Annotated in this window: 23 protein-coding genes; 5 read left to right on the forward strand and 18 right to left on the reverse strand. The window is 50.8% G+C overall.

Annotated elements, in window-relative coordinates:
• Window positions 1–6 precede the first annotated feature (6 nt).
• From mtaB to DWW90_RS05200, 5 genes are all read right to left on the reverse strand, one after another.
• On the reverse strand, window positions 7–1,329 hold the full coding sequence (gene mtaB, locus DWW90_RS05180; protein WP_115497882.1) for a tRNA (N(6)-L-threonylcarbamoyladenosine(37)-C(2))-methylthiotransferase MtaB: 1,323 nt from the start codon (window positions 1,327–1,329) through the stop codon (window positions 7–9).
• Between the two features lie 53 nt (window positions 1,330–1,382).
• On the reverse strand, window positions 1,383–2,588 hold the full coding sequence (locus DWW90_RS05185; RefSeq protein ID WP_122344233.1) for an acyloxyacyl hydrolase: 1,206 nt from the start codon (window positions 2,586–2,588) through the stop codon (window positions 1,383–1,385).
• Window position 2,589: 1 nt separating this feature from the next.
• The gene (locus tag DWW90_RS05190; protein ID WP_122344234.1) at window positions 2,590–3,915 is read right to left on the reverse strand and encodes a type II toxin-antitoxin system HipA family toxin; all 1,326 of its coding nucleotides are present in this window, start codon (window positions 3,913–3,915) and stop codon (window positions 2,590–2,592) included.
• Complete coding sequence (locus DWW90_RS05195; protein ID WP_115497958.1) at window positions 3,908–4,222, reverse strand: helix-turn-helix transcriptional regulator; 315 nt, start codon at window positions 4,220–4,222, stop codon at window positions 3,908–3,910. Before DWW90_RS05195 ends, DWW90_RS05190 begins: the two co-directional genes overlap by 8 nt.
• A gap of 103 nt (window positions 4,223–4,325) precedes the next feature.
• Window positions 4,326–5,405, reverse strand: a complete 1,080-nt coding sequence (locus DWW90_RS05200; RefSeq protein WP_122344235.1) for a 6-bladed beta-propeller — start codon at window positions 5,403–5,405, stop codon at window positions 4,326–4,328.
• A 290-nt stretch (window positions 5,406–5,695) separates the two neighbouring features.
• Between DWW90_RS05200 and DWW90_RS05205 the strand changes: the two genes are divergently transcribed.
• The 3 genes from DWW90_RS05205 to DWW90_RS05215 all read left to right on the forward strand — a co-directional run bounded on the left by DWW90_RS05205 (window position 5,696) and on the right by DWW90_RS05215 (window position 9,884).
• Window positions 5,696–7,360, forward strand: a complete 1,665-nt coding sequence (locus tag DWW90_RS05205; RefSeq protein WP_122344236.1) for an AMP-binding protein — start codon at window positions 5,696–5,698, stop codon at window positions 7,358–7,360.
• 156 nt (window positions 7,361–7,516) lie between these two features.
• Window positions 7,517–7,747, forward strand: a complete 231-nt coding sequence (locus DWW90_RS05210) for a hypothetical protein (protein ID WP_115497887.1) — start codon at window positions 7,517–7,519, stop codon at window positions 7,745–7,747.
• 88 nt (window positions 7,748–7,835) lie between these two features.
• Window positions 7,836–9,884, forward strand: coding sequence for an outer membrane beta-barrel family protein (locus DWW90_RS05215; RefSeq protein WP_122344237.1), 2,049 nt, complete (start codon window positions 7,836–7,838; stop codon window positions 9,882–9,884).
• 10 nt (window positions 9,885–9,894) lie between these two features.
• On the opposite strand, the gene DWW90_RS05220 is transcribed toward DWW90_RS05215, so the two are convergent.
• The 12 genes from DWW90_RS05220 to DWW90_RS05270 form a co-directional block, all read right to left on the reverse strand.
• Window positions 9,895–10,884: an FAD:protein FMN transferase gene (locus DWW90_RS05220; protein WP_122344238.1), complete on the reverse strand. Its 990-nt coding sequence runs from the start codon at window positions 10,882–10,884 to the stop codon at window positions 9,895–9,897.
• Between the two features lie 164 nt (window positions 10,885–11,048).
• On the reverse strand, window positions 11,049–12,002 hold the full coding sequence (locus DWW90_RS05225) for an acetylornithine carbamoyltransferase (RefSeq protein WP_115497890.1): 954 nt from the start codon (window positions 12,000–12,002) through the stop codon (window positions 11,049–11,051).
• 87 nt (window positions 12,003–12,089) lie between these two features.
• Entirely contained in the window at window positions 12,090–13,661 is a 1,572-nt protein-coding gene (locus tag DWW90_RS05230) for an ATP-binding protein (protein ID WP_122344239.1), read from the reverse strand.
• Window positions 13,662–13,743: 82 nt separating this feature from the next.
• Window positions 13,744–15,312, reverse strand: a complete 1,569-nt coding sequence (locus tag DWW90_RS05235) for an ATP-binding protein (RefSeq protein ID WP_122344240.1) — start codon at window positions 15,310–15,312, stop codon at window positions 13,744–13,746.
• 73 nt (window positions 15,313–15,385) lie between these two features.
• Window positions 15,386–16,951: an ATP-binding protein gene (locus DWW90_RS05240; protein ID WP_122344241.1), complete on the reverse strand. Its 1,566-nt coding sequence runs from the start codon at window positions 16,949–16,951 to the stop codon at window positions 15,386–15,388.
• A gap of 31 nt (window positions 16,952–16,982) precedes the next feature.
• Complete coding sequence (locus DWW90_RS05245) at window positions 16,983–18,230, reverse strand: glutamate-5-semialdehyde dehydrogenase (RefSeq protein ID WP_122344242.1); 1,248 nt, start codon at window positions 18,228–18,230, stop codon at window positions 16,983–16,985.
• Window positions 18,231–18,232: 2 nt separating this feature from the next.
• Entirely contained in the window at window positions 18,233–18,649 is a 417-nt protein-coding gene (locus DWW90_RS05250; RefSeq protein WP_122344243.1) for a hypothetical protein, read from the reverse strand.
• An 18-nt stretch (window positions 18,650–18,667) separates the two neighbouring features.
• Window positions 18,668–19,753, reverse strand: coding sequence for a glutamate 5-kinase (gene proB, locus DWW90_RS05255; protein ID WP_122344244.1), 1,086 nt, complete (start codon window positions 19,751–19,753; stop codon window positions 18,668–18,670).
• A 39-nt stretch (window positions 19,754–19,792) separates the two neighbouring features.
• Window positions 19,793–19,924, reverse strand: a complete 132-nt coding sequence (locus DWW90_RS20930; protein ID WP_255418845.1) for a hypothetical protein — start codon at window positions 19,922–19,924, stop codon at window positions 19,793–19,795.
• Between the two features lie 206 nt (window positions 19,925–20,130).
• Window positions 20,131–21,786 carry an AMP-binding protein gene (locus tag DWW90_RS05260; protein WP_122344245.1) on the reverse strand — a complete coding sequence of 552 codons (1,656 nt, stop codon included), beginning with the start codon at window positions 21,784–21,786 and terminating at the stop codon, window positions 20,131–20,133.
• Between the two features lie 23 nt (window positions 21,787–21,809).
• Window positions 21,810–22,364: a helix-turn-helix domain-containing protein gene (locus tag DWW90_RS05265; RefSeq protein ID WP_115497898.1), complete on the reverse strand. Its 555-nt coding sequence runs from the start codon at window positions 22,362–22,364 to the stop codon at window positions 21,810–21,812.
• A 71-nt stretch (window positions 22,365–22,435) separates the two neighbouring features.
• Window positions 22,436–22,624: a ferredoxin gene (locus DWW90_RS05270; RefSeq protein WP_115497899.1), complete on the reverse strand. Its 189-nt coding sequence runs from the start codon at window positions 22,622–22,624 to the stop codon at window positions 22,436–22,438.
• A gap of 194 nt (window positions 22,625–22,818) precedes the next feature.
• Here DWW90_RS05270 and pruA point away from each other — a divergent pair, with 194 nt between their 5' ends.
• Both pruA and DWW90_RS05280 read left to right on the forward strand, forming a co-directional pair.
• Window positions 22,819–24,450: an L-glutamate gamma-semialdehyde dehydrogenase gene (pruA, locus tag DWW90_RS05275; RefSeq protein WP_115497900.1), complete on the forward strand. Its 1,632-nt coding sequence runs from the start codon at window positions 22,819–22,821 to the stop codon at window positions 24,448–24,450.
• An 18-nt stretch (window positions 24,451–24,468) separates the two neighbouring features.
• Window positions 24,469–25,644: a proline dehydrogenase family protein gene (locus DWW90_RS05280; RefSeq protein ID WP_115497901.1), complete on the forward strand. Its 1,176-nt coding sequence runs from the start codon at window positions 24,469–24,471 to the stop codon at window positions 25,642–25,644.
• A gap of 62 nt (window positions 25,645–25,706) precedes the next feature.
• Here DWW90_RS05280 and proC read toward each other — a convergent pair whose 3' ends face one another.
• Window positions 25,707–26,513: a pyrroline-5-carboxylate reductase gene (gene proC / locus DWW90_RS05285; protein ID WP_122344246.1), complete on the reverse strand. Its 807-nt coding sequence runs from the start codon at window positions 26,511–26,513 to the stop codon at window positions 25,707–25,709.

A 26,513-nucleotide genomic window follows, 5' to 3' on the forward strand; every position in this document is an offset into this window, starting at 1 on the left:
AATATATTATTCTATTATCTTTACAACTAAAGCCGTTCCGTCCTCATTCCAGCCTTCCAATATCACCCGGCGCGTTTCGTTGACCAGGGAATTGTCGTAAGGGATCTCCGCCTTGATATAGTTCTCGGTGAAACCGTGCATCATGCCGCCTTTGCGGGTCTGTTCGAACAGGACGTTTGCCTCCCGGCCGATATGAGCCTCATAGAAAGCATGGAGCTTGCGGTCGGATATGTCTAACAGTTGTTGGCTGCGGGCATGCTTGGTCTTCGGATCGACAACGTGGTCGATCTTGAGCGCCTGCGTCCCCGGACGTTCCGAATAGCTGAACACATGCAGCTGGCTGATGTCGAGGCTGTCGATAAAGGCGCGGGCTTCCTCGAAACAGGCATCCGTCTCGCCGCGTGTCCCGACAATCACATCCACACCGATAAAGGCATGCGGCATCACTTCCTTGATCTTTTCTATCTTATGCCGGAACAGCTCCGTATCGTAACGGCGGCGCATCAGCTTCAACACCTCGTCGCTCCCGCTTTGCAGGGGAATATGGAAATGAGGCGCGAAACGCTTGCTGCCTGCCACGAAGTCGATCGCTTCGTCGGTGATCAGGTTCGGTTCGATAGAGGAGATGCGGTAGCGCACGATGCCTTCCACCTCGTCGAGCGCACGGATCAGGTCGATAAACGTCTCGCCCGTGCTCTTCCCGAAATCACCGATGTTGACACCTGTCAGCACAATCTCTTTTCCCCCTTTGGCTGCCACCTCTTCCGCCTGTTTCACCATACTGTCGATCGTTCCGTTGCGGCTTCGTCCGCGTGCGAACGGGATGGTACAGTAGGAGCAGAAATAGTCGCATCCGTCCTGCACTTTCAGGAAATGGCGCGTACGGTCGTCCGCCGAGCAGGAGGGCGAGAAGGTACGTATATCTTTTGTCTGGGAAGCAATGACGGCGCCTCCCTCTTCTTTCTTTTTCAGGTCGTCTAAATACATCAGTATGTCCAACTTCTGTTCGGCTCCCAACACGAGGTCGACCCCTTCGATGTGCGAAACCTCTTCCGGCTTCAGCTGGGCGTAACAGCCGGTCACCACGACGAAGGCTCCCGGATGCTGTTTGCCGATACGCCGGATCGCCTGGCGGCATTTCTTGTCTGCCAGCTCCGTCACAGAGCAGGTGTTGACAACGCAGATATCCGCTTTTTCACCCGCACGCGCTTTGCGTACGCCTTGTTCGGCAAGTACTTTTCCTATGGTCGATGTTTCGGCGAAGTTGAGCTTGCATCCTAATGTATAGTATGCGGCAATCTTATTCTCAAAAACAGTCTTGTCAATCATTGTCTTTTAATTATCGCGCAAATTTAGCGAAAATGTTTGGACATAGTATATTCTTATCGTTTATTGTGGAACCGGTAACCGATCCCTAACATCAGGTTGTTGGGATCTTTGAACTTGCTCAACTGGTATCCCACGTGCAGGAACAGGTCGCGGGTGATGGATGTCTTCAGCGCCATGATCTGGTACATCCCTTGTGTATCGGAGCATTTGTGGTACACGTTGTAGCCTATGCCTAAATTGATCGTGAAGATCGGCATGACCAGTTCCCCACGTGCGGATAACCCGATTGCCAGTTGTTCCTTGAACGGCGGGCGGTAAAACCGGTGTTCTGACTGGCCGTTATAGTCGGCCTCGTATTCCTTGATGTTGGCGCTTTCGTCATATTGCACGTCGAGCGAGGCCCCGGCGCGGAAGTATTTGTGGAAGTTGTACATGGGATTGATATTGAACCCGAATACGCCGAACGAACCGGGTGCCAGGTAAGAATCATCGGGTTTGATAACCCCTTTCCGCTTCGATGCGCCGTATAAGACGATGTCATAGCTGATGTGCGGCGTGGTACGCAGCGCGGCCGGCCTGTCGGGCATTGCCGTCCCGTCATTTTCTCCGAACGTGTGCACCAATCCGATCCTGCCTCCGACGGTATTGACGCCTGCATTGGGATATTGGGTGTTACCGTTGGAGAAATGGGTCAGGTCGACGCCCGCTGTCAGCCGCCATCCTGCCGCTAATCGCCAGTTCAGCAAGAGGCCCAAATTGATATAGGCATTGATCTTCGATCCTACTACATAATTGTAGGAATTGGTTATCGGATCGTACTTCTCCCACCCGAAAGAGGCGCCGAAGTTCCATTCGTAATCCAGCGACAGCCGGGGAGCGAGCCGGGCTATGCGCGACCCCTGGAAAGCATATACCGACACCGGAGTCCCGATTTCTGCCTTGTCAAAGAATGAGTGATACGAAACGCCGATCCCCTGATATGTGTACGGATATAATTTCCCTGTCTTCGATTCCGGATGAAACCGGAACGAGTATTTCAGGTGTGCCGACACGGATTTGCGCAAAGGCTCCCACGTCGCGTTCTTGCCTGAAAAAAACTCATTGGTAGGAATAAGGTAGACGGGACGGAAATCAACGCCGATCTCGTGAATGAGCGGATGGCGGGACAGGGAATCGGTTGTCCCTGCTCCCTGTGCACATATGCGGGTGCATCCTAATACACATAGTCCTGTTATGATGAATAATACTTTCAGATTCATGCTACAATTTGTTTATCGTTCCGCCAAGATGATAACATAGAAGGTTGTCGTCGATAATTTGACTGTGCCTTTCTTTTACGCCTCCTTCTTTTGCGTAATCTTTCCAATGGGAGATTGTTTCCCTGATTTGTTCGATGATATATTTACCGTTTCTTATCCCCATATTCCCGGCAACGGCAACAAGGTCTTCGTAAGTGAAGTTGTCTTGTTTACCATTGAGTGAGAGCTGATGTCGGTTGGTCCATTTGCCGCCTGGCGTGTATGAGTAGCATAAATCGTAAGCCGGCGCCAAGCTCCAGCTGCCGTCTTTATCCATCAGGAAGGAATAGTTTTTCGTATGATCGTCGTGGTTGCGCGACATGACGTTGAATACCATTCTCCGGTACAATTGTTCCTGTTGCGGATAACTCAGTCTCATCGCACGCATGACTCTGAACGCTTCTTCGTATGAGTGCCTTTGGTCGCGGTCATAATGAGCGATACCGGCTAATGTCTGTACGTGTATCTTCTCGCCAGTTTCGGTACGGTCGAACCGTTTGGTCATAAAGTGATGTGAATCTCCTTCAGGTAGAAGTCTGCATTCCGTCATCTCGATGCCGCAATCCTTGGCCATCAGATAATAGGCATATTCTATATTTCCTATGCCTTGCGGGTTATCTGTTATTTCCGAATGTTCGGAGTATGTGCCGCCATCAAACTTCAGCAGCCAATAGCCGAAACCTTCCGGTGCCTGTACCTGGCCGGAACGAACTTCTCCGGTGACGTCATTGTAGGCGATGATAGCTTTAGGTTTTGCACCGCCGGCAGAGGTTCCGACCTTGAGCATATCCAAAATCTTTTTATCAGACTGGTTGAGCCGGGTACGGAAGTTCTCGCGATCTGTAAAAACAGCCTTGGCAAGATTGGTCAGTTCTTGCACGTGGATGATCGATGACTCGCCGAAACCTTCGATCTCCTGACTCGGTTCGAACTCGAGTGCTCCCATTGCTCTTTTGCCTACATAGCATAAACGGTCTAACGGAGTGATTTCTTCGCCTGACAATCCCCGGCTTGCAAACCATTCGTCGATGATTTGATTACCGAAGGCATCCGGCAGGGAATCGGCGAACAGGCCAGGCAGGCCTTTGAAACAATTATTCCGGTTGCTTAAGAACTGGTAAGGCTCGCCGCTATACCTGTCTAAAGGCATTACTATCGGAGAAATATCCAATCCGGAACGGAGGAACTTTCTTTCATAATCGAAGACGGCTGCTCCGGCCTCTTTCTCCCAGTAAAGGGAACCGACGCTTTTTCCCCACAGTGTTACGTCTACTATCAATTCATTCATTGTCGTTTGATTTTAGCCGGCGTACACGCGAGCGTTTCTTGCCTTGTATTTTCTTTAATTGCAGTGGGCTTATTTTGGCCTCGGGAACAAGGTTCTCCAGATTCTCCAACAGACCTAATTCCCTTAGTACGCTTATCAGTATAAGCGTACTGACAGACTTCCCTTTCTCTATATTAGCAACCGTAAGCGGTGTTACGCCGGAAGCCAAGGCAAGTTCTGCTTGTGTTTTATCCTGCCTGATCCTTGTCTCTCTGATACGGCTTCCAATCTTAAGCAGTATCGCGGGATTGCTCATCTCTGTCCACATATTCATTCTTTTCTGCGAAGGTAATGAATAATATATATAAAAACAAGGATTAAACGCTTCTGTTCCCTGTAAACTATATAAATGTATAGCTTATGACATCCTCTTATCGTTCCGCCAAGATGATAACCGGATTCTCATCGTTCTCCTGCGCCTCGTAGCCGATCAGGTAGCGGCTGTCTTCCGAAACGAAGCGGGGAACAAACGTATTTTCTTCCTTGAACTCGAAATGATGTTCGGGGTAAGGCAGTTTGACACTTTCCGTTTTCCCGTCCTTCTCGTCGTAGCAGACCAGATAAGACTTGCCGTTCAGGTTGGCTGTCAGATATAAAAGTCCGTTGCTGTTACCGACAACGCTGATGTGGGCCGCCTTCTTTTCCTGGAACAGGCTGTTGCGCGGGTCTTGCAGTTGGTAACGGCCGCCTTCCGGCATTTTGTATTGTCCGGCGTCCACCATCCAGCGGGCAGCAAGCGTATTCTCTTTTGTGATGCGGTAGATCGTATCGTTGAACATCTCTTTCACGTAATCGCCGGACGGAGTGGAAAAGGCTTTGCATTCACTGTAGAACACCATCTTGATCTCTCCCGGCTCGAAGCTCCGGGCGTAAGGTATCGAATCCAGCACGGTCGAATCGCGGAACAGGTACATGCGCGTCGGCTCCTTTCCGGATATATTCTGGACATATCCGATGTTCCGTCCGTCGGGCAGCGGAAGGACTTCCTGGATGTTGATATTGGCGGGAACACTTGTTGTCCGTTTCCATTTGCCGTCCCAGCCGTACGTCTTGATCCATTTGCAATAGTCTTCGATGTGGATGCCCTCTTCGTCGACACTCAGATTGCCGGCGGCAAGAAATTCTTCCGGCCCTTCGCCTTTGTTCCCGATCATCCGGATGAATTTCCCTTCCGGGTTGAAAAGGTATATCTTCTCATTATTGTAGATTACTAATTTGTCCTGGAAGTAAACCAATTGCGGGATATAGGCATTCAGCAGCACGGAGTCGGTCGTTTCCAGCGGGATGAAGCGGACGCTTTTCGCCCATTCGTCCAGCTTTATCCCGGTCGGTTCCCGGTCTAAAACAGTAGCCAGGTTAATCGTTTGGCAGGCGTTGCCGTCTGCTTCCTCCTTAGGCGAAATCTGGCAACCCGCCAGTGCTCCGCATAGAAGTATGATCCATTTATTCATATACTCGTTATTTGATAGCCGAAAGATAAGTATAAATTATGATTTTCTACCTTATCCGTTAACTCTTTCTCTGCTATTCATTAGTTGTCCGCCGCCCGGTGAACGATCGTCCGCTTGGCGGTGAACGATCGTCCGGCGGCAAGCGAACGATCGTTCGCCACCAAGCGGACAACTAATGAGCCGTATGGAAAGAGCTAAGAGCATAAGGTGAAAGGGTTAAACTATACGTATCTGTTGCTTATTTGTTAGTTAGTCTGTACTTTTGTCCCAATTATAACATTGTGCGCGGTATGATACAAGAGAACTTTATCAAGATATACGAGAACAGTTTCAAGAACAACTGGGAACTGCCCGCCTTGACGGATTACAGTAAGGGAACGACCTTTTCTTTTGCGGACGTAGCGGAGGAGATTGCCCGCATCCACATCCTGTTTGAAGAATGCCAGATACGGCGGGGCGATAAGATTGCTCTGATCGGGAAAGACAGTGCGCGCTGGTGCATTGTCTATATGGCGGCTGTCACCTACGGTGCGATTATCGTGCCGATCTTGCAGGACTTCAGCCCGAACGATGTGCATCATATCATCAACCACTCCGAGTCGGTTTTCCTTTTTGTCAGCGACCGTATCTGGGATTCGTTGGAAGAAGACATGATCGGGGATGTGCGCGGCGTGTTCTCGCTGTCCGATTTCCGTTGCCTGCATCAGCGCGACGGCGAAAGCATCCAGAAACTTCTGAAAGGGATGGAGGCGAAGATGGCGGAGAAATATCCGAACGGGTTCGGAAAGGACGATATCAAATACGCAGAACTCGATAATGACAAGGTTGTCTTGCTGAACTATACTTCCGGCACGACCGGTTTTAGCAAAGGCGTTATGCTGACAGGAAACAACCTGGCGGGAAACGTGATGTACGGCATCCAGCTCGGTGTCTTGTATAGAGGGGAACGCGAAGTCTGCTTCCTTCCGCTGGCGCATGCCTACAGCTGCGCTTTCAATTTCCTCGTGCCGATGGCTGTCGGGGCGCATGTCTATCTGCTGGGCAAGGTTCCTTCTCCCAAGATATTGCTGAAAGCGTTCGAGGAGGTGAAGCCGAACCTGATCCTGACTGTCCCGCTTATCCTGGAAAAGATTTATAAGAAGATGATCCTGCCGCAGCTCGGCAAGACGACGATGAAGTTGGCGTTGAATATCCCGCTGCTGGATTCCCGTATCTATGCGCAGATACGGAAGAAGCTGGTGGACGCTTTCGGCGGACGCTTCCGCGAAGTGATCGTAGGCGGTGCGGCGATGAACGACGAGGTGACGGAGTTTCTGTATAAGATCAAATTCCCGTTCACGGTCGGTTATGGCATGACGGAGTGCGGACCGCTGATCAGCTACGACCATAACGATGAATATGTGCCCGGTTCCTGCGGACAGGTGCTGAAAGGAATCATGGAGGTGCGCATCGACTCGGACGACCCATATAATAAGGTAGGGGAAATCCAGGTTCGCGGCGAGAACGTGATGAAAGGTTACTATAAGAACGAAGAAGCGACCTCACAAGCCTTTACCGAAGACGGCTGGCTGCACACGGGCGACTTAGGAACGATCGACCATGACAACCGCATCTATATCCGTGGCCGCAGCAAGACGATGATTCTCGGGGCAAGCGGACAAAACATTTATCCGGAGATAATCGAATCGAAGTTGAATAACCTGCCGTTTGTGATGGAAAGTATTGTAATCGAGAAGAACGGCAAGCTGATAGGGCTGGTTTATCCGGATTATGATACGGTGGACGGGACAGGCGTTTCGCACGAGGACCTTCCGCTTATCATGGAACAGAACCGGATCGAACTTAACAAACTTTTAGCACCTTTCGAAGCCGTTTCCGCCTTGCAACTCTATCCGACGGAATTTGAAAAGACGCCGAAGAAGAGTATCAAGCGTTACCTGTATAGCAACTATTGATTTGTTTATCCGGTCTGGCTATCAGCTTGTTGGCGAATGTGTGAAAAATAATTTGAAAAAAAACGTACTATGTTGTACAACATGTTTGATTAATACATACATTTGCATCGTTTTAAGACAAGAAGATATTATAGACCGTTTAAATTAAAAAACAAAATGAAAAAGTTAGTTGCATTTGCTGCTGTTATCGCAGCTGTATCATTCACATCTTGTGGCAACAAATCAGCAGAAAATACTGAAGTTGCAGAAACTGAAACAGAAGCTACAGTAGAAGAAGTTGTTGCACCTGCTGCTGAAGAAGCAACAGAAGAAGTAACAGTTGCTGAAGGCGATTCAACAGTTGTTGAAGCTCCGGCTGCTGAAACTGAAGCTGCTCCTGCTGAATAATCCATTCGGTAATCAGTTGATGAGGACAGTCTGTATGCGCATAACATACAGACTTTTTTTGTTTTATGAACCTTTGAAATAGACGAGTATGAAACGAACGTTATTGATTCTTCCGGTTCTTGCATGGCTGAGTCTGCCTGCATTCTCGCAGGAGCCTGTCGATAAGACAGTCTCTTTGCAGAGTATTGAAATCCAGGGAAAACGCTTCGGCGGGTTGACCGGCGGCGATGTGAAACGCCTGCAGGTTGATTATAACCTGAGTGGTGTGACCGGTACGACAGCGGATGTGTTCCGCCAGTTGCCGTCGGTTGTAACGGATATCGAGGGTGGAATTACGTTCCGTGGTTCCAGCCATCCCGGCCTGTTGATCAACGGCGTTCCGTACGGGCTGATGGAGGAATACAGCGGGGATATGCTGATCCAGCTTCCGGCGCTCTTCTTCAACCGGGTGTCGATGACGGCGACTCCTTCTATCGAGTTGGTGCCCGATGGAGATGCGGGAGTTCTGAACCTGTCGTCGACAACCTATACCGATAAGGATTCTCCACTTATCGTGACATTAGGCGCAGGATTTCAGGAACGATATAACGCCGGGGCGATCCTGAACCTGCATCCCGGCAAGTTCCATATTGTCGGGAAATATAACTACCGCCGCGAGTACCGGAAACGTACGTTTAGCAAATCGACGACGAACAAGGCGGGGACAACAGTGATGAACAATAACGCATCGGCCCGTCCGGATGTGCATCTGGCTGACCTGAGTGTCGGATACGACCTGACGGCTAACGATCTGATCACCGTATATGGCTTGTATAGCCTGATGGATTACAGCCGTTACGGGAAGATCCATAATAATAAATTGGTAGACGGCAACCTGCAACCGGTCATGTTCCGCCACCGCTATAACGACCAGCGTCAGGAAGCCTATGCGGCCGAGGCGCGTTGGAGCCACACGTTCCGCAATCCGGAGAACCGCCTGGATGTGACATTCAACTATAACAACTTCACCTACGACGAAGACAACGCATACAAGAACGAGAAACCGGAGACGGGAGCTATCATTGCCGAAGATAATTATTTCGTCAACCAGGATAAGAACAATTACTATCTGTCTGCGATCTATCGTACGGCTTTTGCCAACGACCTGAATTTGCATGTCGGATATATCGGCCGCTTCAAAGACGAGACTTATCTGGCGGAAGGGAATAAACTGGCGAATGGGAATTGGGAACCCGATATGCAGAAGCTGAATGATTTCGGCTTCAAGCGCCGGACCAATCTGCTTCTGGCTTCTTTGGATAAAAGCTGGGATGCTTTCTATGCGGAAGTGGGCGTACAGGCCGAGATGAACTGGCAGAATACAGACGATGACACACGTACTCATTTTTATCCGCGTGTGAAGTTGGCGTATGAGACCGGTAAGGCCGGTGAGTTTGCGTTGAGCTATACACAGCGCGCCATCCGTCCGTATGGCGTAGACCTGAACCCGTTTGTCGACAGGAGCGACGCCACTTATATAAAGAAGGGAAACCCAGATTTGAAGGATGAGTTCATCCATTCTTTCGAGTTGTCTTATTTGTATTCAAATAACCATTTCCGCCTGTCGCCGAGCCTTTACTACCGCAACAAAAGGAACCGGATCATGGATATCGCAACCTCGTCCGACAACGAAACGATTTGGCAAAAGGAGAATATCGGCCATAGCCAGACCTTTGGGTTTGAACTGTCTGGAACCTGGCAACCGATCCGTATTTTGTCGATCGGCCTGTCCGGCGATATCTTCCGCGACGAGATCGACGGCCGCACGATCGGTTATGATGAAAAGAAATCGCTGGTTTGCGGTGATGTCAAAGGCAATATCAATATTGCCATCACACCGACTACGGAATTGCAGCTCGACGGCTTTTACATCTCCGACCAGCTCACTCCGCAGGGAAAGATCAAACACCGTTCCAGCGTGAACGCCGGCATCTCCCAGTATTTCATGCACCGCAAACTGCGTGCCAACCTGAGCATCAACAATATCTTCAACGGCCTCAAAGAGACAACGATTGTCGACACTCCTGACTTGCAGATCACGCAGGTCCGCAACCGCGATGCACAGGTGACCTGGTTGACGCTGACGTATAATCTGTAACGAATACGGCTTATTTTAGCAGATACCGGTCGAAGCCTGCCGAGCAGTCGGTCTGGTAATTGCCGTCTTCATCCATATAGATGAACATATATTCGATATCCGGTAGCTGCTCCTTTATCCGGCGGGCTTCATCACGTCCCATCGCCATGAAAGCGGTAGCATAAGCATCGGCATACATACAGTCGGGAGCAATGACGGTGACGCTTCCGACAGGTTGGGCAGCGGGATAGCCGGTAAGCGGATTGATCGTGTGGGCATATTTCTTGCCGTCCTTGATGTAGAAGTTCCGGTAGTCGCCGGAGGTGGCAAGGCCGAGGCGCCCGCAAAGTTGCACGATTACTTCTGTTTCCTGGTTGACTCCCATCGGATCGTCAACCGGTTTGGCGATGCCGAGATGCCAGCATTGGCCTTTCGCATTAACGCCTTTGGTGGCAAATTCGCCTCCGATGTCGATCATGTAGTTCCGGATGCCTTTGCTTTCCAGCAGGCGGGCGATCACTTCACAGCTACAACCGTCGCCCATCGACGAACAGTTTAGCAGGAGGCGCGGATCGTCCTTTATTATATGTCTTCCTTCCAACCGGACTTTTTGGTAACCGACAAAAGAGCGGATGCTGTCTATCATCTGCGGCGTAACACTGTCCATCTTGCTGAATCCGAAACCCCAGAGGTTAATGAGCGGGGCGCAGGTAATGTCGTACATCCCGTCTGTCCTGGATGATACTTCTCTTGCCTTGCGGAAGACTTCGGCGAAAAGGGTGTCTACTTCCACTTCCTTATTCCGGTTGACCTGTGAGATGATGGAGAGCGAGTCGAAAGGGTTGAGGGAATGGTAATATCGTTTCAGTTCGGCGTGTATCTCGTCATCGAGCGGTTCTGTATATTGGTAGAGGATGCGATAAGGTGTATGTAACTGCCCGTTTGTTTCGATGTATTGCGGTTGCATCGTGCAACTGCCTAAAAGCAGGAGGGAGAGGAAGATGAGTAAGTTTGTTTTCATAGGATTATTATAATAAATGTTGGCAAGGAATGTGTTAAACTCCCTTGTCCCCGCGCTTTGACGCGGGGCCGCAAGAGAATAAGCCTAATCAATAAATTATTATACGGCCAGTTCTAATGCGATCCCGCGTCAAGCGCGGGAACAAGGAACTCTTCATTCCTCTATTACAACTCCATCAATATCTTCTTCAACACCGTCTGTGCCGAAATCTCGCGATTGGCAGCTTCGGGGATGACGATGCTTTGCGGGCTTTCGATTACGTCGTCCGTTACGATCATATTGCGGCGGACGGGGAGGCAGTGCATGAAGTAGGCGTTGTTGGTCAGTGCCATCTTTTCGGTGTCGACTGTCCAGCTGCGGTCCATGTTGAGGACTTTGCCGTAGTTGGGATCGGCGTAGGCAGCCCAGTTCTTGGCATAGATAAAGTCAGCCCCTTCGAAGGCTTTCTTCTGGTCATATTCCACGCGGGCGTTGCCGACGAAGCGCGGGTCCAGCTCGTAGCCTTCCGGATGCGTAATCACAAATTCGTAGTCGGTCGCATTCATCCATTCGGCAAAGCTGTTGGGAACGGCTTGCGGAAGCGATTTAGGATGCGGTGCCCAAGTCATTACGACCTTCGGACGGGCTGTCTTCTTATACTCTTCAATCGTGATCAGGTCGGCGAAGCTCTGTAACGGGTGGCGGGTAGCCGCTTCCATACTGAACACCGGCCGACCGGAGTATTGGATGAACTGGTTCAGTATCTTTTCGTTGTAGTCGTCTTCCTTACTCTCGAAGCGGGCAAAGGAACGTACGCCGATCACGTCGCAGTAGCAACCCATGACCGGAACGGCCTCTAAGAGATGTTCGGGTTTGTCGCCATCCATGATGACGCCCCGCTCTGTTTCCAGTTTCCAGGCACCCTGGTTTACGTCGAGCACCATCGTATTCATGCCTAAGTTCATGGCCGCCTTCTGTGTGGAGAGGCGGGTACGGAGGCTGGAGTTGAAGAATATCATTAATAACGTCTTGTTCTTGCCCAGCTCGGTGAACTGGTAACGGTCTTTCTTAATCTCGAACGCTTCGGCGAGCGCCTGCTTGAGGTCGCCCAAATCCTGTACACAAGTGAAGTTTCTCATATTATACTATTTAATGTAGTGAGGCACAAATGTAGGCATTTCCGGGGAGAATGCAAAGTCCCGGATATTGGTCGGGATATGACTGAGTTAGCCCTTAATCACCCATTCTCCAAGATTCCGCTCTTCCCGGCTGAAGGATACTCCTACTTTCACCAACTTCCTGCCGTCGGCGGTGTAAGGGATAAGATATCCTTTGTCATCGATCTGACGGATGGCTTCATCGGTGGAGCCGTTCAGTTTGAACTCGAATACGTAGATGTAGTCGTCCGTCCAGACCACTGCATCGGCACGTCCTTTGGCACTGCGCACTTCCGCTTCGACGAACTGCCCCATTAGTTTGAAGACTAAATAGAAGATGACCTGATAGTGCCGCTCCGTCTTGTCGTTCAGCTCATACGGAATGTCGGCGAAGAAGGCGCGCAGGCGGGTGAGGAAAGCCTCTGTCTCTCCTTTTTCAAGTTCCCTGACAAACTTGCCGATATAGAAGCTTGTATCTTGTGCAGCAACCGGCGTATAGAAAGGGGCTGCGAAGTTGAGGAAGCCATATTTCACCTCTTCGTTCGGGAAGCCGAGGGTGTACTGGTTAAACCGCTCATCATACTCTTTTATTGTCAGATAGCCGCTCTGGTAGATCATCGGGATGGGGTTGTGTATGTTGGCCCGGTCGTCGGAGAGGCTGGCGGCAGATACTTCGACACCTTCCATCTCACGGAGGTCATAGTCCGTCTTCTTAAGCATTTCGACCAGGAAGGTCGGTGTGCCGCTGGCAAACCAGTAGTTTCCGAAGCGGCTTTTGCTCAGGGCGCTCAGTACACTGAAAGGGTTGTACATCGGGTGAAACTCTTCATCCGGTGTGAAACGGTAGCCATCGTATTGTCGGGTCAGCTCGGCAAACATCTTGTCGAAAGACAGTTTATTCTTGGTCGCCATAGCTTCCAGCTCCGGGCGGAAGGTCGCCTCGATTTCCGGATGGGTCATACCGCAGAGCGTATCATACTCGATATCGAAGCTGATGTCGTTCAGCTGGTTCAGATTGCTGAAGATACCCATTTGTGCAAACTTCGTCACACCGGTGATGAAGACGAATTGCAGGTAAAGGTCGGCACTTTTTAGTACGGTATAGAAGGCGGTCAGCGTCTCGCGGAAGTCTTTCTGCAATACTTCGTCGTGCATGGAACGGAGCATCGGTTTGTCATACTCATCCACCAGGACGACGACGCGGCGGCCGGTCTTTTCGTATGCTTTCCGTATTACGGTCATGAAGCGGCCGGAGTGGGTAATACCTTCGCCCCCGGTTTCGTAAAGTTCCTCCCATCCTTTGAGCTGTCGTTCGAGGATACTTTCCAGCGCCTTGCGACTGTCGTATTTTTCGGCATTGAGGTCAAGGTGGAGCACTGGATATTCCTTCCAGTCCTTTTCCAATTGTTCGATAGCCAATCCTTTGAATAACTCTTTCTTCCCTTGGAAGTAGGCTTCGAGAGTCGAAAGCAGCAAGCTCTTGCCGAAGCGGCGGGGACGGCTCAGGAAGTAGGGGAGACGACTGTTCGCCAGCTTATAAACGAGAGCGGTTTTATCGACATAGAGGAAACCTTCCGAGCGAAGTTTCTCGAAGCTTTGTATTCCGATAGGGAGCAGACGGCTGTTGCTTGTTGTATCCATACGACTGATGCAATTTGTTTATATGATACGAAGATACGATTTCTTTAGAAGCTGGACAATCTTTGTCCGGATTAATAGGAGGTTAGCCCTTAATCACCCATTCTCCAAGATTCCGCTCTTCCCGGCTGAAGGAGACTCCTACTTTCACCAACTTTCTGCCGTCAGCGGTGTAAGGGATAAGATATCCTTTGTCGTCGATCTGACGGATAGCTTCATCGACGGTGCCATCTAACTTGAACTCGAATACGTAGATGTAGTCGGCTGTTTTGACGACTGCATCGGCGCGTCCTTTGGCACTGCGCACTTCCGCTTCCGCAAACTGCCCGAGCAATTTGAATACAAGATAGAATACCACCTGATAATGACGTTCCGTCTTGTCGTTCAGCTCGTAAGGTATATCGGCAAAGAAAGCGCGCAGGCGGGTGAGGAAGGTTTCAGGATCACCTTTCCGCAACTCTTGTACAAACTTGCCTATGTAGAAGTTCCCCTCCTCGCTGTCGATCGGCGTATAGAAGGGCAGTACGAAGTTGAGAAAGCCGTAGCGTACCTCTTCATTCGGGAAGCCGAGGGTATATGTCTTAAACTCTTTATCATAACTCTTAATAGTGAGATACCCGCTCTGATAAATCATCGGGACGGGCTCCTTGCTGTTTGCCCGGTAACTGATCAGTGCAGCGGAGGGCACTTCGATACCATCGAGCTCACGCAGGTCATAGTCAGTCTCCTTCAACATATTCACCAGGAAGGTGGGAGTGCCGCTGGAGAACCAGTAGTCTCCGAAACGTTGCTTGGAGAAGGCGCTTAACACACTGAACGGATTGAATATTCCCGGCTTGTTTACGTCCTCCGTGAAATGGTAGCCGTCGTATAGGTCCGTTAGCTTTTGCTTGACTTCTTCGTAGGATAGTCCGGTTTGTGCTGCCAGCTCTTTTAGCTCAGGGGCAAAGGTTGCTTCTATCTCGATACTGGTCATGCCGCATAAGTCAGCATAAGCATAGTCCATACTGATGTCGTTCAGTTGGTTGAGTTCGCTGAATACACTCATCTGCGCAAACTTCGTTACACCTGTGATGAAGACGAGACGCAGGTAACGGTCGGCACTTTTCAGTACCGTATAAAACGCAGTCAGTGTGTTACGGAACTGGCGTTGTAACTCCTCGCTGTGAAAAGAACGGAGCAAAGGCTTGTCGTATTCGTCGATGAGGACAACTACCGGATGCCCTGTTTTCAAGTAAGCCTGTTCAATGATATAAGCAAAACGTTCCTCTGGCGCCCTGTCTTTCTTTTCATCGCCATACAGGGCTTCCCACTTCTCTAAATGCTGGTTGAGCATGGCAATAAGGTCCTCTTGGGTCTCGTAGTTGCGGGCATTGAGGTCGAGGTGCATCACGGGGTGTACTTCCCAATCCGTTTCTAACTTGTCGATAGCCAATTCCTCAAACAGTTCGCGTTTCCCTTCGAAGTAAGCTTCCAGGGTAGAAAGCAGCAAACTCTTCCCGAAACGGCGGGGGCGGCTCAGGAAACAGGGATTGCCGGCCGTAGCCAACTGATAGACCAGATCCGTCTTGTCTACATATATATATTGTCCGCGGCGGAGCTTCTCGAAGCTCTGTATGCCGATGGGGTATTTCCTGATTGCTGATGTTGCCATTGTCGTTCTTGTTTACTGTAAACAAAGGTAATTAATTTTTTCGTTTGCCCATCCCCGATCGGTCGGGAGCAAGTTAGCCCTTAATCACCCATTCTCCGAGATTCCGCTCTTCCCGGCTGAAGGAGACTCCTACTTTCACCAACTTCCTGCCGTCGGTGGTGTAAGGGATAAGATATCCTTTGTCGTCGATCTGACGGATGGCTTCATCGACGGTGCCATCTAGCTTGAACTCGAATACGTAGATGTAGTCGGTTGTTTTGACGACCGCATCGGCGCGTCCTTTGGCACTGCGTACTTCCGCTTCCGCAAACTGCCCGAGCAATTTGAATACAAGATAGAACACCACCTGATAATGACGCTCCGTCTTGTTGTTGAGCTCGTAAGGAATATCGGCAAAGAAAGCGCGCAGGCGGGTGAGGAAGGCTTCGGGGTCGCCTTTCTCCAACTCTTGTATAAACTTGCCTATGTAGAAGTTACCTTCCTCGCTGTCGATCGGCGTATAGAAAGGCAGCACGAAGTTGAGAAAGCCGTAGCGTACCTCTTCATTCGGGAAGCCGAGAGTATATGTCTTGAAACGTTCGTCATAACTTTTTATCGTCAGGTATCCGCTCTGATAAATCATCGGGACGGGCTCCTTGCTGCTTGCCCGGTAGTTGATCAATGCAGCGGAGGGCACTTCGATGCCGTCGAGTTCACGCAAGTCGTAGTCTGTGTCCTTCAGCATGTTTACCAGAAACGTAGGGGTGCCGCTGACGAACCAGTAATCTTTGAATACCTTATACGACATCACACTCAGCAGGCTGAACGGGTTGTATATCCCTTCGGTAGCATATTCGCTGAACCGGTAGCCGTCATAAAGGCGGGTCAGCTTATTCATGACCTCTTCCGTTGTCAGGTTATTGAGCCTGCCTAACTCCTCTATGTCGGGAGCGAAACTGTCTTCGATTTCACTGCGCGTCATACCGCAAAGGGTGGCATATTGAGGCAGCTGGCTGATGTCGGTCAGTTGGTTGAGCTCGCTGAACACACTCATCTGTGCGAACTTCGTTACACCGGTGATGAAGACGAACCGTAGCCACGGGTCGGCGCTTTTCAGCACGGTATAGAAAGCAGTCAGACGATTGCGGAACTGTTGCTGTAACTCCTCGTTGTGAAAAGAGCGGAGCAGGGGTTTGTCGTATTCGTCGATAAGGACTACCACGCCGCGACCGGTCTGCACGGAGGCTTCGCGGATCACATCCATGAAGCGGATGGAGATACTCCGGTTGGGCTGAGTGATCCCGTATGTTTGTTCCCAGCGGGAAAGCTGGCTTTCAAGCATATTGTCCAGCTCCTCTACACTGTCGTAACGTTCGGCGTTGAGATCGAGATGGAATACCGGGTGAACCGCCCATTCCGTCTCAAGCTGTTCGACAGCCAGTCCGGTGAACAACTCTTTCTTCCCTAAGAAGTAGGCTTCGAACGTAGAAAGCAGTAAACTCTTCCCGAAACGGCGGGGGCGGCTCAGGAAACAGGGATTGCCGGCCGTAGCTAACTGGTAGACCAGATCCGTCTTGTCTACATATATATATTGTCCGCGGCGGAGCTTCTCGAAGCTCTGTATGCCGATGGGGTATTTCCTGATTACTGATGTTGCCATAGTCGTTCCTCTTTTGTGCAAACAAAGATAATTAATCTTTTCTCGTCTGTCCCTCCCCTTCGATAATATATTTATAAGTCGTCAGTTCCGGCAGCGCCATCGGCCCGCGGGCGTGCAGCTTCTGCGTGCTGATACCTATCTCGGCACCGAAGCCGAACTGTGCGCCGTCGGTGAAGGCTGTCGAAACGTTGGCGTAGACGCAGGCCGCGTCGACCATTTGCTGGAAGCGGCGGACGGCGTCGGCAGACTCGCTGACGATGCTTTCGCTGTGTTTCGAACTGTAGCGGGCGATGTGTGCTAATGCTTCATCGAGAGAAGCGACGGTACGGACCGACATCTTGTAGTCTAAGAACTCGGTGCCGAAGCTCTCTGCCGTAGCCGGTTGGAGCAAGGCGGCAGGATAATGTCCGGCAAGGGCGGCGAAGGCCGGTTCGTCGGCATAGATCGTGACGTCGCTGTCTGCCAACTTGCCACATATATAAGGAAGGTCCGCCAGCCGGTCGGCGTGGATGATCAGACAGTCTAATGCGTTGCAGACACTGACGCGGCGCGTCTTGGCATTGTTCACGATCTCGCGTCCTTTCTCCTTGTCGCCCTCCTTGTCGAAATAGGTATGGCAGATGCCGGCGCCGGTTTCGATCACCGGGACGCGCGCATGGTCACGGACAAAGTTGATCAGCGAACTGCTTCCGCGCGGGATGATGAGGTCCACCAGGCCGACCGCATTCAACAGCTCCGTCGTCGCTTCGCGGTCGGGCGGGAGAAGGGTGCAGATGGCCGGGTCGATACCCAGCGAAGCCAGCACATCGTGGATGATCGCAACCAAAGCGCGGTTCGAGCAATCCGCATCCGAGCCCCCTTTCAGTACGCAGGCATTCCCGCTCTTGAAGCAGAGGGAAAATACGTCGAAGGTGACGTTCGGGCGGGCTTCGTATATCACGCCGATCACGCCGAAGGGAACGGTCACTTTCCGTATCACCATACCGTTCGGCCGCACCGTTTCGCTCAACAGCCTGCCGAGTGGCGACGGGAGGGAAGCCACGTTCTTCATATCTCCGGCGATGCCCGCCAGACGCTTTTCCGTCAGCTTCAGACGGTCGTATTTCGGATTCGCCGGGTCCATGCGCCGGAGGTCTTCCGCGTTGGCGGCAAGCACTTCGGCCTGGCGCGACATCAGTACGTCTGCCGTATCGAGCAGGACACGGTTGATAGTCGCGTCGTCCAGCATGACAAGCCGGCGCGAGGCGGCAAGCGTTTGTTGCAATAGTTCGTTTATCATGATTACTTCTCGTAACTTTGTATATACTTAGGATGCACGTCATCTTTCCCCAACACCAGGCAAAGACCGATCACGAAGCTGACACCCCAGTTGATCAACTGGCCGCTGCCTAACGGATGGCCGAACAGAAGGAAGCCGTTGATAAGCCCGCCGACCAGAAACAGCCCGAGGCTTATCCAGCAGAAGGCATAGTTGGAGACGAGGCGGCGTATCGTCAGGCAGATGGCGGAGATGATAAGCAGGCAGCATACCGCAATCAGGCTGTAGGCCGCAATCTTCAGTTCGACAGGCGTTGCCGTGACAGGCAGCCCTAAATCCAGTTTATCCCCTTGTGTCAGGAGGGTGATGCCTCCAACGCCTCTGAGCAGTCCTACGATAATCATCAGGAAGGATGCGAATGATAACCAATACTTTTTCATACTCTCTCTTCTTTATTATTAATCCAGATACAAATAATCGTAATGTATCAACGGTTTCTTGTCCCGGCTGCCGATCAGCGCGCGTGCCTCCGTACTGTCGTAACCGGCACAGCCGACGCCTAACTGTACGCCCGCTTCGTTGATGATCTTCACGATGTCGTCTTTCTCGAAGTCGCCCGCAATCCGCGTCACGCCGACCAACAGGATGCTGGTTGCCTTCGGTGCCCGCAACGCCTCTTCCGCACCCCGGTTGATGTGTATCTCGCCTTTGGCAAAGCCTTCGGAGTGGGCAATCCACTTCTTTACGCTGCTGACAGGCTTGTCCGAAGGGATGAAACGTGTGCAGACGGTCTGGCTGCCTTTGGCGAGCAGGTCTACCAGGATGTTGTCTTTCTTGCCATTGGCGATGATGACCGTGATGCCTTCGTCCGCCACCTTCTGCGCAATGCTGCATTTCGTCAGCATACCGCCGCGGCCGAACGAGGACTTGCTGGCTTGCACGTATTCCGACAAATCTTCCTTGCCCCCGTTTATCTCGCGGATGACGGTCGCCGCCGGATCGGACGGATTGCCGTTGTATATCCCGTCGATGTTGCTCAGGATGATGAGGGCGTCCATGCCCATCATGGTGGCGATCAGCCCGGACAGCTCGTCGTTGTCCGTGAACATCAGTTCTGTAACCGATATCGTGTCGTTTTCGTTCACGATGGGGATGACTTTATTTTCGAGCATCACCTCCATGCAATGCTTCTGGTTGAGGTAATGCGTGCGGCTGCCGAAGTTCTCCTTCGTGGTGAGCACCTGGCCGCAAGTCATGCCGTGTTCGCGGAACAGTTCGTAATAGCGGTTGATCAGTTTCGCTTGTCCGACTGCGGAATAAAGCTGCCGGGCGGAGACGGAGTCCAGCTTTTTGCCGGCTTTTATCTCGCTGCGTCCCGAGGCGACTGCCCCCGAAGAGATGAGGACGACCTCGACTCCTTCGCGATGCAGGTCGGCCACCTGGTCCACCAAAGCGGACATCCGGGTAATATCCAGCGTGCCGTCTTTGCGGGTGAGCACGTTGCTACCGATCTTTACTGCTATTCTTGTAAACAGATATGCCATATTTATGATTTTCTTATTCTGCAAATATAAAAAATCCTTTCAGAATGTCAGTAAAGAAAGCCGGAAATAAACGCATTGTCCTCCGCCGTCCTCTTTCCCTCCGGCTGCCGGGGTCTTTTTGCCGGACTCCCGGATCTTTACCTGTCCGCAGGCACCTGATTTTCTTTTCATTCCACATAATCCTTGTCCGACGGAGGTCAAACAGTTGTTCGACCCGGGTCAGACAGCTGTCCCACACTCGTCGAACAGCTGTTCGACCCGGGTCGGACAAGGATTGTGTGGGATGCGGCAGAAAAAAACTCCGTACAAAATGTATTTTTGCACGGAGTTAATCCAAAAGTTCTGCGGGGGTGACGGTTGCCACCTGCCGGGTGTTTTTATTTTGTATCCTTGTCGCGTATCTCCACACGGCGTATCTTGCCGCTGATGGTCTTGGGCAATTCGTCCACGAACTCTACGACACGCGGATATTTGTACGGGGCTGTCACTCTCTTGACATGGTCCTGCAACTCTTTGATCAGCTCTTCGCCGGCTTTGTCTTTATACTCCTTCGACAAAACGATGGTTGCTTTTACTACCTGCCCGCGGATCTCGTCGGGAACGCCGGTGATGGCACATTCCACTACGGCCGGATGCGTCATCAGGGCGCTTTCCACCTCGAACGGGCCGATACGGTAGCCGGAGCTCTTGATCACATCGTCGGCGCGGCCCACAAACCAGAGGTAGCCGTCTTCATCGCGCCAAGCCACGTCGCCCGTGTAGTACAGTCCGTCGTGCCAGGCTTCGTGCGTGAGTTCGGCATCGCGGTAATATTCTTTGAAAAGGCCGATCGGCTTGCCGCCTGTCGTATGGATCACGATTTGTCCCTGCTCGCCGTCTTCCGCACGGGTTCCGTCCGGACGCAGCAGGTCGACATCGTACTGCGGGTTGGGAACGCCCATCGAACCGGGTTTCGGCTCCATCCAGGGGAATGTGGCGACAGTCAGTGTCGTTTCGGTCTGTCCGAAACCTTCCATCAGCTTGATGCCTGTCAGTTTATAGAATGTGTCGAACACGGCAGGGTTCAATGCCTCGCCTGCGATCGTACAGTATTTGAGTGACGACAGGTCGTATTTCGTCAGGTCTTCGCGTATCAGGAAACGGAAGATCGTGGGAGGTGCGCAGAGCGAGGTGATGCGGTAATCCTGTATGATCTGCAACATATTGGCTGGCGTGAACTTCTCGTGGTCGTAAACGAACACGGTTGCTCCGGCGATCCATTGTCCGTAGAGCTTTCCCCATACGGCTTTGCCCCAGCCTGTGTCGGCAATGGTCAGGTGCAGGCTGTCCTCGTTCAGATTGTGCCAGAAGCTGCCGGTCACGATGTGTCCGAGCGGATAGGTAAAGTCGTGCGCCACCATCTTCGGGTTTCCGGTCGTGCCGGAAGTGAAGTACATCAGCGAGATGTCATCGTTGCTGTTCGGGTGTTCCGGACGTACAAAAGGAGCGGCGTTCCGGATGCCTTTGTGGAAATCTTCGAATCCTTCCGGGATATCGGGGCCGATCGAAACAAGTGTTTTCACCGAAGGGGAGTCGGGCATCGCGTCTATGATATGTTTCGTGATCACCTCTTCGCCGGCGCAGACGATCATCTTGATATCGGCGGCATTGGCGCGATATACGATGTCTTTCTTTGTCAGCAGGTGGGTTGCCGGAATGACTACGGCTCCTAATTTGTGCAAGGCAATGATCGAGAACCAGAATTCGTAGCGACGCTTCAGGATCAGCATCACCATGTCGCCGTGCCCGATCCCCAATGACTGGAAATAGGAGGCTGTCTGGTCCGTATATTTTTTCAGTTCGGCAAAGGTGAAGTCGATGTGCTCACCCTGGTCGTTTGTCCAGCATAATGCTTTTTTGTCGGGTTCTTCTTCCGCCCATGCATCAACTACGTCATATCCGAAGTTGAAGTTCTCCGGGACTTTTATCTTGAAATTCTTTATAAAATCTTCCTGCGACTCAAAGGTCGTCTTGTCTATGAATCTTTCTAACATGACTAAGAATTATGAATTTTGAATTATAAGATGATGGCCAGGAAACTGACCTTTTCTCCGTCGAGCGCCTTCATCCCGTGTGGCAGTTCGGAGTTGAAATAGATACTGTCGCCCTCTTCGAGTATCAGTTCCTTGTTGTTGATTTGTAAAAGCAAGCGGCCTTTGAGTACCATGTTGTATTCTTGTCCGGGATGTGAATTGAGGTAGATCGGTGCGTCTTCCGCTGTCGGATGGACGGTCACCATGAACGGGTCTGCTTTGCGACCGACGAAACCGGCGGCAAGCGACTGGTATTTGTATGCTTTGGTGCGCTCTACGGCAACGCCTTTCCCTCTGCGGGTGATAAAATAACTGCTCATCTTTGGTTCGTCGCCAAACATCAGGGTTGTCAGTTCCACACCGTAGGCCTGTGAAATCTGGTGCAGCACGCTAACGGAAATATCGACTGTGCCGCTTTCTAACTCCATATATTGCTCCGGAGTCAGGTTACAGACTTTGGCAATCTCCTCGGGAGTAATCTCTAAAGCATCCCTGAGGCCGGCCAGACGTTCTGCAATTTGTTTTATCTGTTCGTTCATATCGTTGATTATTATGTTTATGATGCTCCAAAGATAGGAATAAAAAGCAAAATGTATAAGAAAATATCCGTTTAGTCGTATTTGATCACGCTAACCGGACAGCTTTCGGCCGCTTCTTTGATGCCTTCTTCGTAGTCGTTGAAGTTCACTCCTTCGTTCACGTGCGAACGGTCGGTTACCTGGAACACTTCGGGGCAGATACCTTCGCAAGTGCCGCAAGCGATGCAGTCTTCTTCTATCCAAACACTCTTTATTGCCATAATTCTTATATTTTAGATGATTAATATACTAAGATAACATCTGCATGGGGTGAATAGTTGATAGGGAGCGGCTATCTTGTGACACTTTGTTTTAAATTAAATTTAACGCTTCGCTCTCTTCTATTAAAAAATTATTCATTATGTTTACGCCGCTGAAATAATCAGCTATTGAACACTTAAATAACAAGAATACTATGGACAATGCAATTTTTAGCTTTCCTAAACCTATTAATGAACCGGTAAAAGCTTACGCCCCCGGTTCCAGTGAAAAATCTTCCTTGAAAAAAACGCTAACACAGCTGTCTTCAGAAGAATGGGATATCCCTTTGGTGATCGGAGGTAAAGAAATCCGTACCGGCAATACCGGTAAAGTCGTGATGCCGCATGACCATCATCATGTATTGGCTACCTATCACAAGGCCGGCGAAAAAGAGGTACAAATGGCTATCGATGCTGCAATGAAAGCGCACAAGGATTGGTCTGAACTTCCCTGGGTGGAAAGAGCTTCCGTTATGTTGCGCGTGGCTGAATTGTTGTCGACCAAGTATCGTTATTTGTTGAATGCATCCGTGATGTTGGGGCAGAGTAAGAATCCGTTCCAGGCAGAAATCGACGCTCCTTGCGAGTTGATCGACTTCCTGCGTTTCAGTACCTTCTATGCCAGCCAGGTCTATGCCGACCAGCCTTATTCGGAAACCGGCATCCTGAACCGGATGGAATACCGTGCTTTGGAAGGTTTTGTGTTTTCGCTCACGCCGTTCAACTTCACATCCATTGCTTCCAACCTGAACATGGCTCCGGCTATGATGGGTAATGTGGCTGTCTGGAAACCGTCTACGACCGCTATCCATTCCAACTATCTCCTGATGAAAGTATTCCAGGAAGCAGGCTTGCCCGACGGCGTTGTCAACTTTATTCCGGGACAGGGAAGTGTGATTGGCAAGGTGGTGACAGCCAGCCGCGACTTGGGTGGTTTCCACTTCACAGGTTCTACTTCTACCTTTAATACATTGTGGCGCCAGATCGGTGAAAACTTAGGTAACTACAAATCTTATCCGAAGATCGTCGGTGAGACAGGCGGTAAGAACTTTATCTTTGTTCATCCTTCTGCTCCGGCTCTGGATGTGGCAACCGCTATCGTGCGCGGCGCATTCGAATATCAGGGACAGAAATGTTCGGCCGGTTCACGTGCCTATATCCCGGCTTCACTCTGGAAAGAGGTGAAAGACTATGTGGGCGATATGCTGAAAGAAATCAAGATGGGGGATGTCCAGGACTTCACGAACTTTATCAATGCTGTTATCGACGAGGCTTCGTTCGACAACATCATGAGCTATATCAACTATGCAAAACAATCTCCGGATGCAGAGATCGTATTCGGCGGCAACGGCGACAAGTCCGTCGGTTACTTTGTCGAGCCGACTGTTATCCAGACTACAGACCCGATGTTCAAGAGCATGGTGGAAGAAATCTTCGGTCCGGTTATCACGATTTATGTGTACGACGATGCCAAATATGAAGAAACGCTCGAACTCTGCGACCGCACTTCCCCGTACGGCTTGACTGGTTCCATCTTTGCACGCGACCGCTATGCGATCGACATGGCATTTAATAAATTGCGTTATGCAGCAGGAAACTTCTATATCAACGACAAACCGACAGGTGCCGTTATTGCCCAGCAACCGTTCGGCGGTTCGCGCGCATCCGGTACGAACGATAAGGCCGGTGGCCCGTTGAACCTGATCCGTTGGACAAATGCCCGCTGCATCAAAGAGGCGCTGGTTCCGCCGACAAGCTACGGTTATCCGTTCCTGGGAGAAAAATAACAGACTAAATATAATACCATGTTAGACTTTGATAACACTGAAATCGCTTTCTCTGCCAAATCGCAGTCTGAGCTGAAAAATGCTTATTTGCTGTTCAATACAATCAAGTACCCCTGGTTAGTTAAATGCGCCAGCGTAGCGAGTAATATTGCTTTGAACATCCATTTTCCTTTGGCATGGGCCGTTAAGCCGACCTTGTACAAACAATTTGTGGGTGGCGAGACCTTGCAGGATTGCACGAAAGCAATCGACCACCTGCGGAAGTTCAACGTCCGTTCGACGCTCGATTTCTCTGCCGAAGGCGAACAGACGCCCGAAGGCATACAGGCTACTTTTGAAGAAACGATCCGTTCGATCGATTTTGCAAAAGGCAATGATAACCTGGCGTATGCCGTGTTCAAACCTTCCACGATCGTAACGGACGAACTGCTTGCCAAAGCATCCGAGAAACGGGAAGAGCTGACGATTGAAGAGGTAAAGGCATTCCGTGAATTCAAGGAACGCTTTATGGCTTTCTGCCAGCGCGCTTACGAGAATGATGTCCGCCTGATTGTCGATGCGGAAGACTATTGTTTCCAGGATGCGTTGGACGAACTGACCGACGAAGCCATGCGCAAGTTCAATAAGAAACGTGCTATTGTATTTGCCACCTTACAGATGTACCGCCATGACCGTATGCCGTATCTGCGCCGTATCCTGGACGATGCGAAGGAGAAAGGCTATATCGCCGGCGTTAAGTTTGTGCGGGGTGCTTATATGGAAGCCGAACGTGCCCGGGCAGCCGCTTTGGGTTATCCCGACCCGATTTGCAAGGACAAGAAGGCGACGGATGACAATTATAACGAAGCCGTCCGCTTCACAATGGATCACCTCGAACATTTCGAGATGTTTATGGGGACCCATAATGAAGAGAGCAACTATATGTTGGCCAAGCTGATTGACGAAAAAGGCTTGAAACGGGATGACCCGCGCATCTTCTTTGCACAGTTATTGGGGATGAGCGATAACATCTCATTCAACCTGGCCCATGAAGGATATCGTGTTACCAAGTATGTGCCGTATGCAAAAGTGCGGGACGTATTGCCCTACCTGATCCGCCGTGCCGAAGAAAATACTTCCGTAGCCGGGCAAACCAGCCGCGAGCTCCGTATGCTGAAGTTAGAACTGGATCGCCGGAAAGCGGCAAAGAAATAAGTGAGGCTAAAAGTCTTTCAATACAATTTTTAGGCACGGATTCTGTAAGGTCTGTGCCTAAATTATTTGCTCGCCTTCAATCCCCGTATAACAGAGGAGGTGAAGCCGGAAAGTTCCATTTCGTTCAGACCTTTGATCGTGATACCGCCCGGTGTCGTGACTTTGTCGATTTCCATTTCCGGGTTGCTTTTGTTTTCTAACAACAGGTCGACTGCGCCTTTCACGGTATGGACTACGATTTCCTGTGCCTGCTTCGGGTAGAAACCCAATTCGACACCGCCTTCGATTGCGGCGCGGATATAGCGCAGGGCAAAGGCGATACCGCTGGAAGCCAGAGCTGTTCCGGCTGACATCAGGCGCTCTTCCACCAGCATTGCATTTCCCAATTCATTAAAGATATCGATGATCAGGTCTGTCTGTTCTTTGGATGCATTACGGGCAGCGACGAATGTCATGCTGCTGAGTACTTCGATGGCTGTATTCGGCATGATACGGAAAATCGTCGGAGTGGCCAGGCAATCATCGAAACCTGTGTTTTTAGTCAGATAGGTGTTCAGCAGGTCGAACGTGATACCGGCGGCGACAGAAACGATTATCTGTTTGTCGTAATTGAGCACGCCTTTGATCTGGTCGACAATTTCTTCGACGCGCCACGGCTTAACGGCGATAACGATAATGTCGGCTTCTTTTACCGCTTCCACATTGTCCAGCGACAGGACAAAGTCGGGATCAGCCTTTTTCATTTTTTCCAAAGTAGCTTCTGACTGTGCCGTACAAGTGATGTCGGATGCTTTGAACATATTCCCTTTTGCCAGTCCCCGTGCAATAGCGCCCCCAATGTTTCCGGCGCCGATAATCGTTATTTTCAT

Origin of the sequence: Parabacteroides sp. AF17-28 (genome assembly GCF_003479205.1) — a bacterium.
Lineage (GTDB): Bacteria > Bacteroidota > Bacteroidia > Bacteroidales > Tannerellaceae > Parabacteroides > Parabacteroides acidifaciens.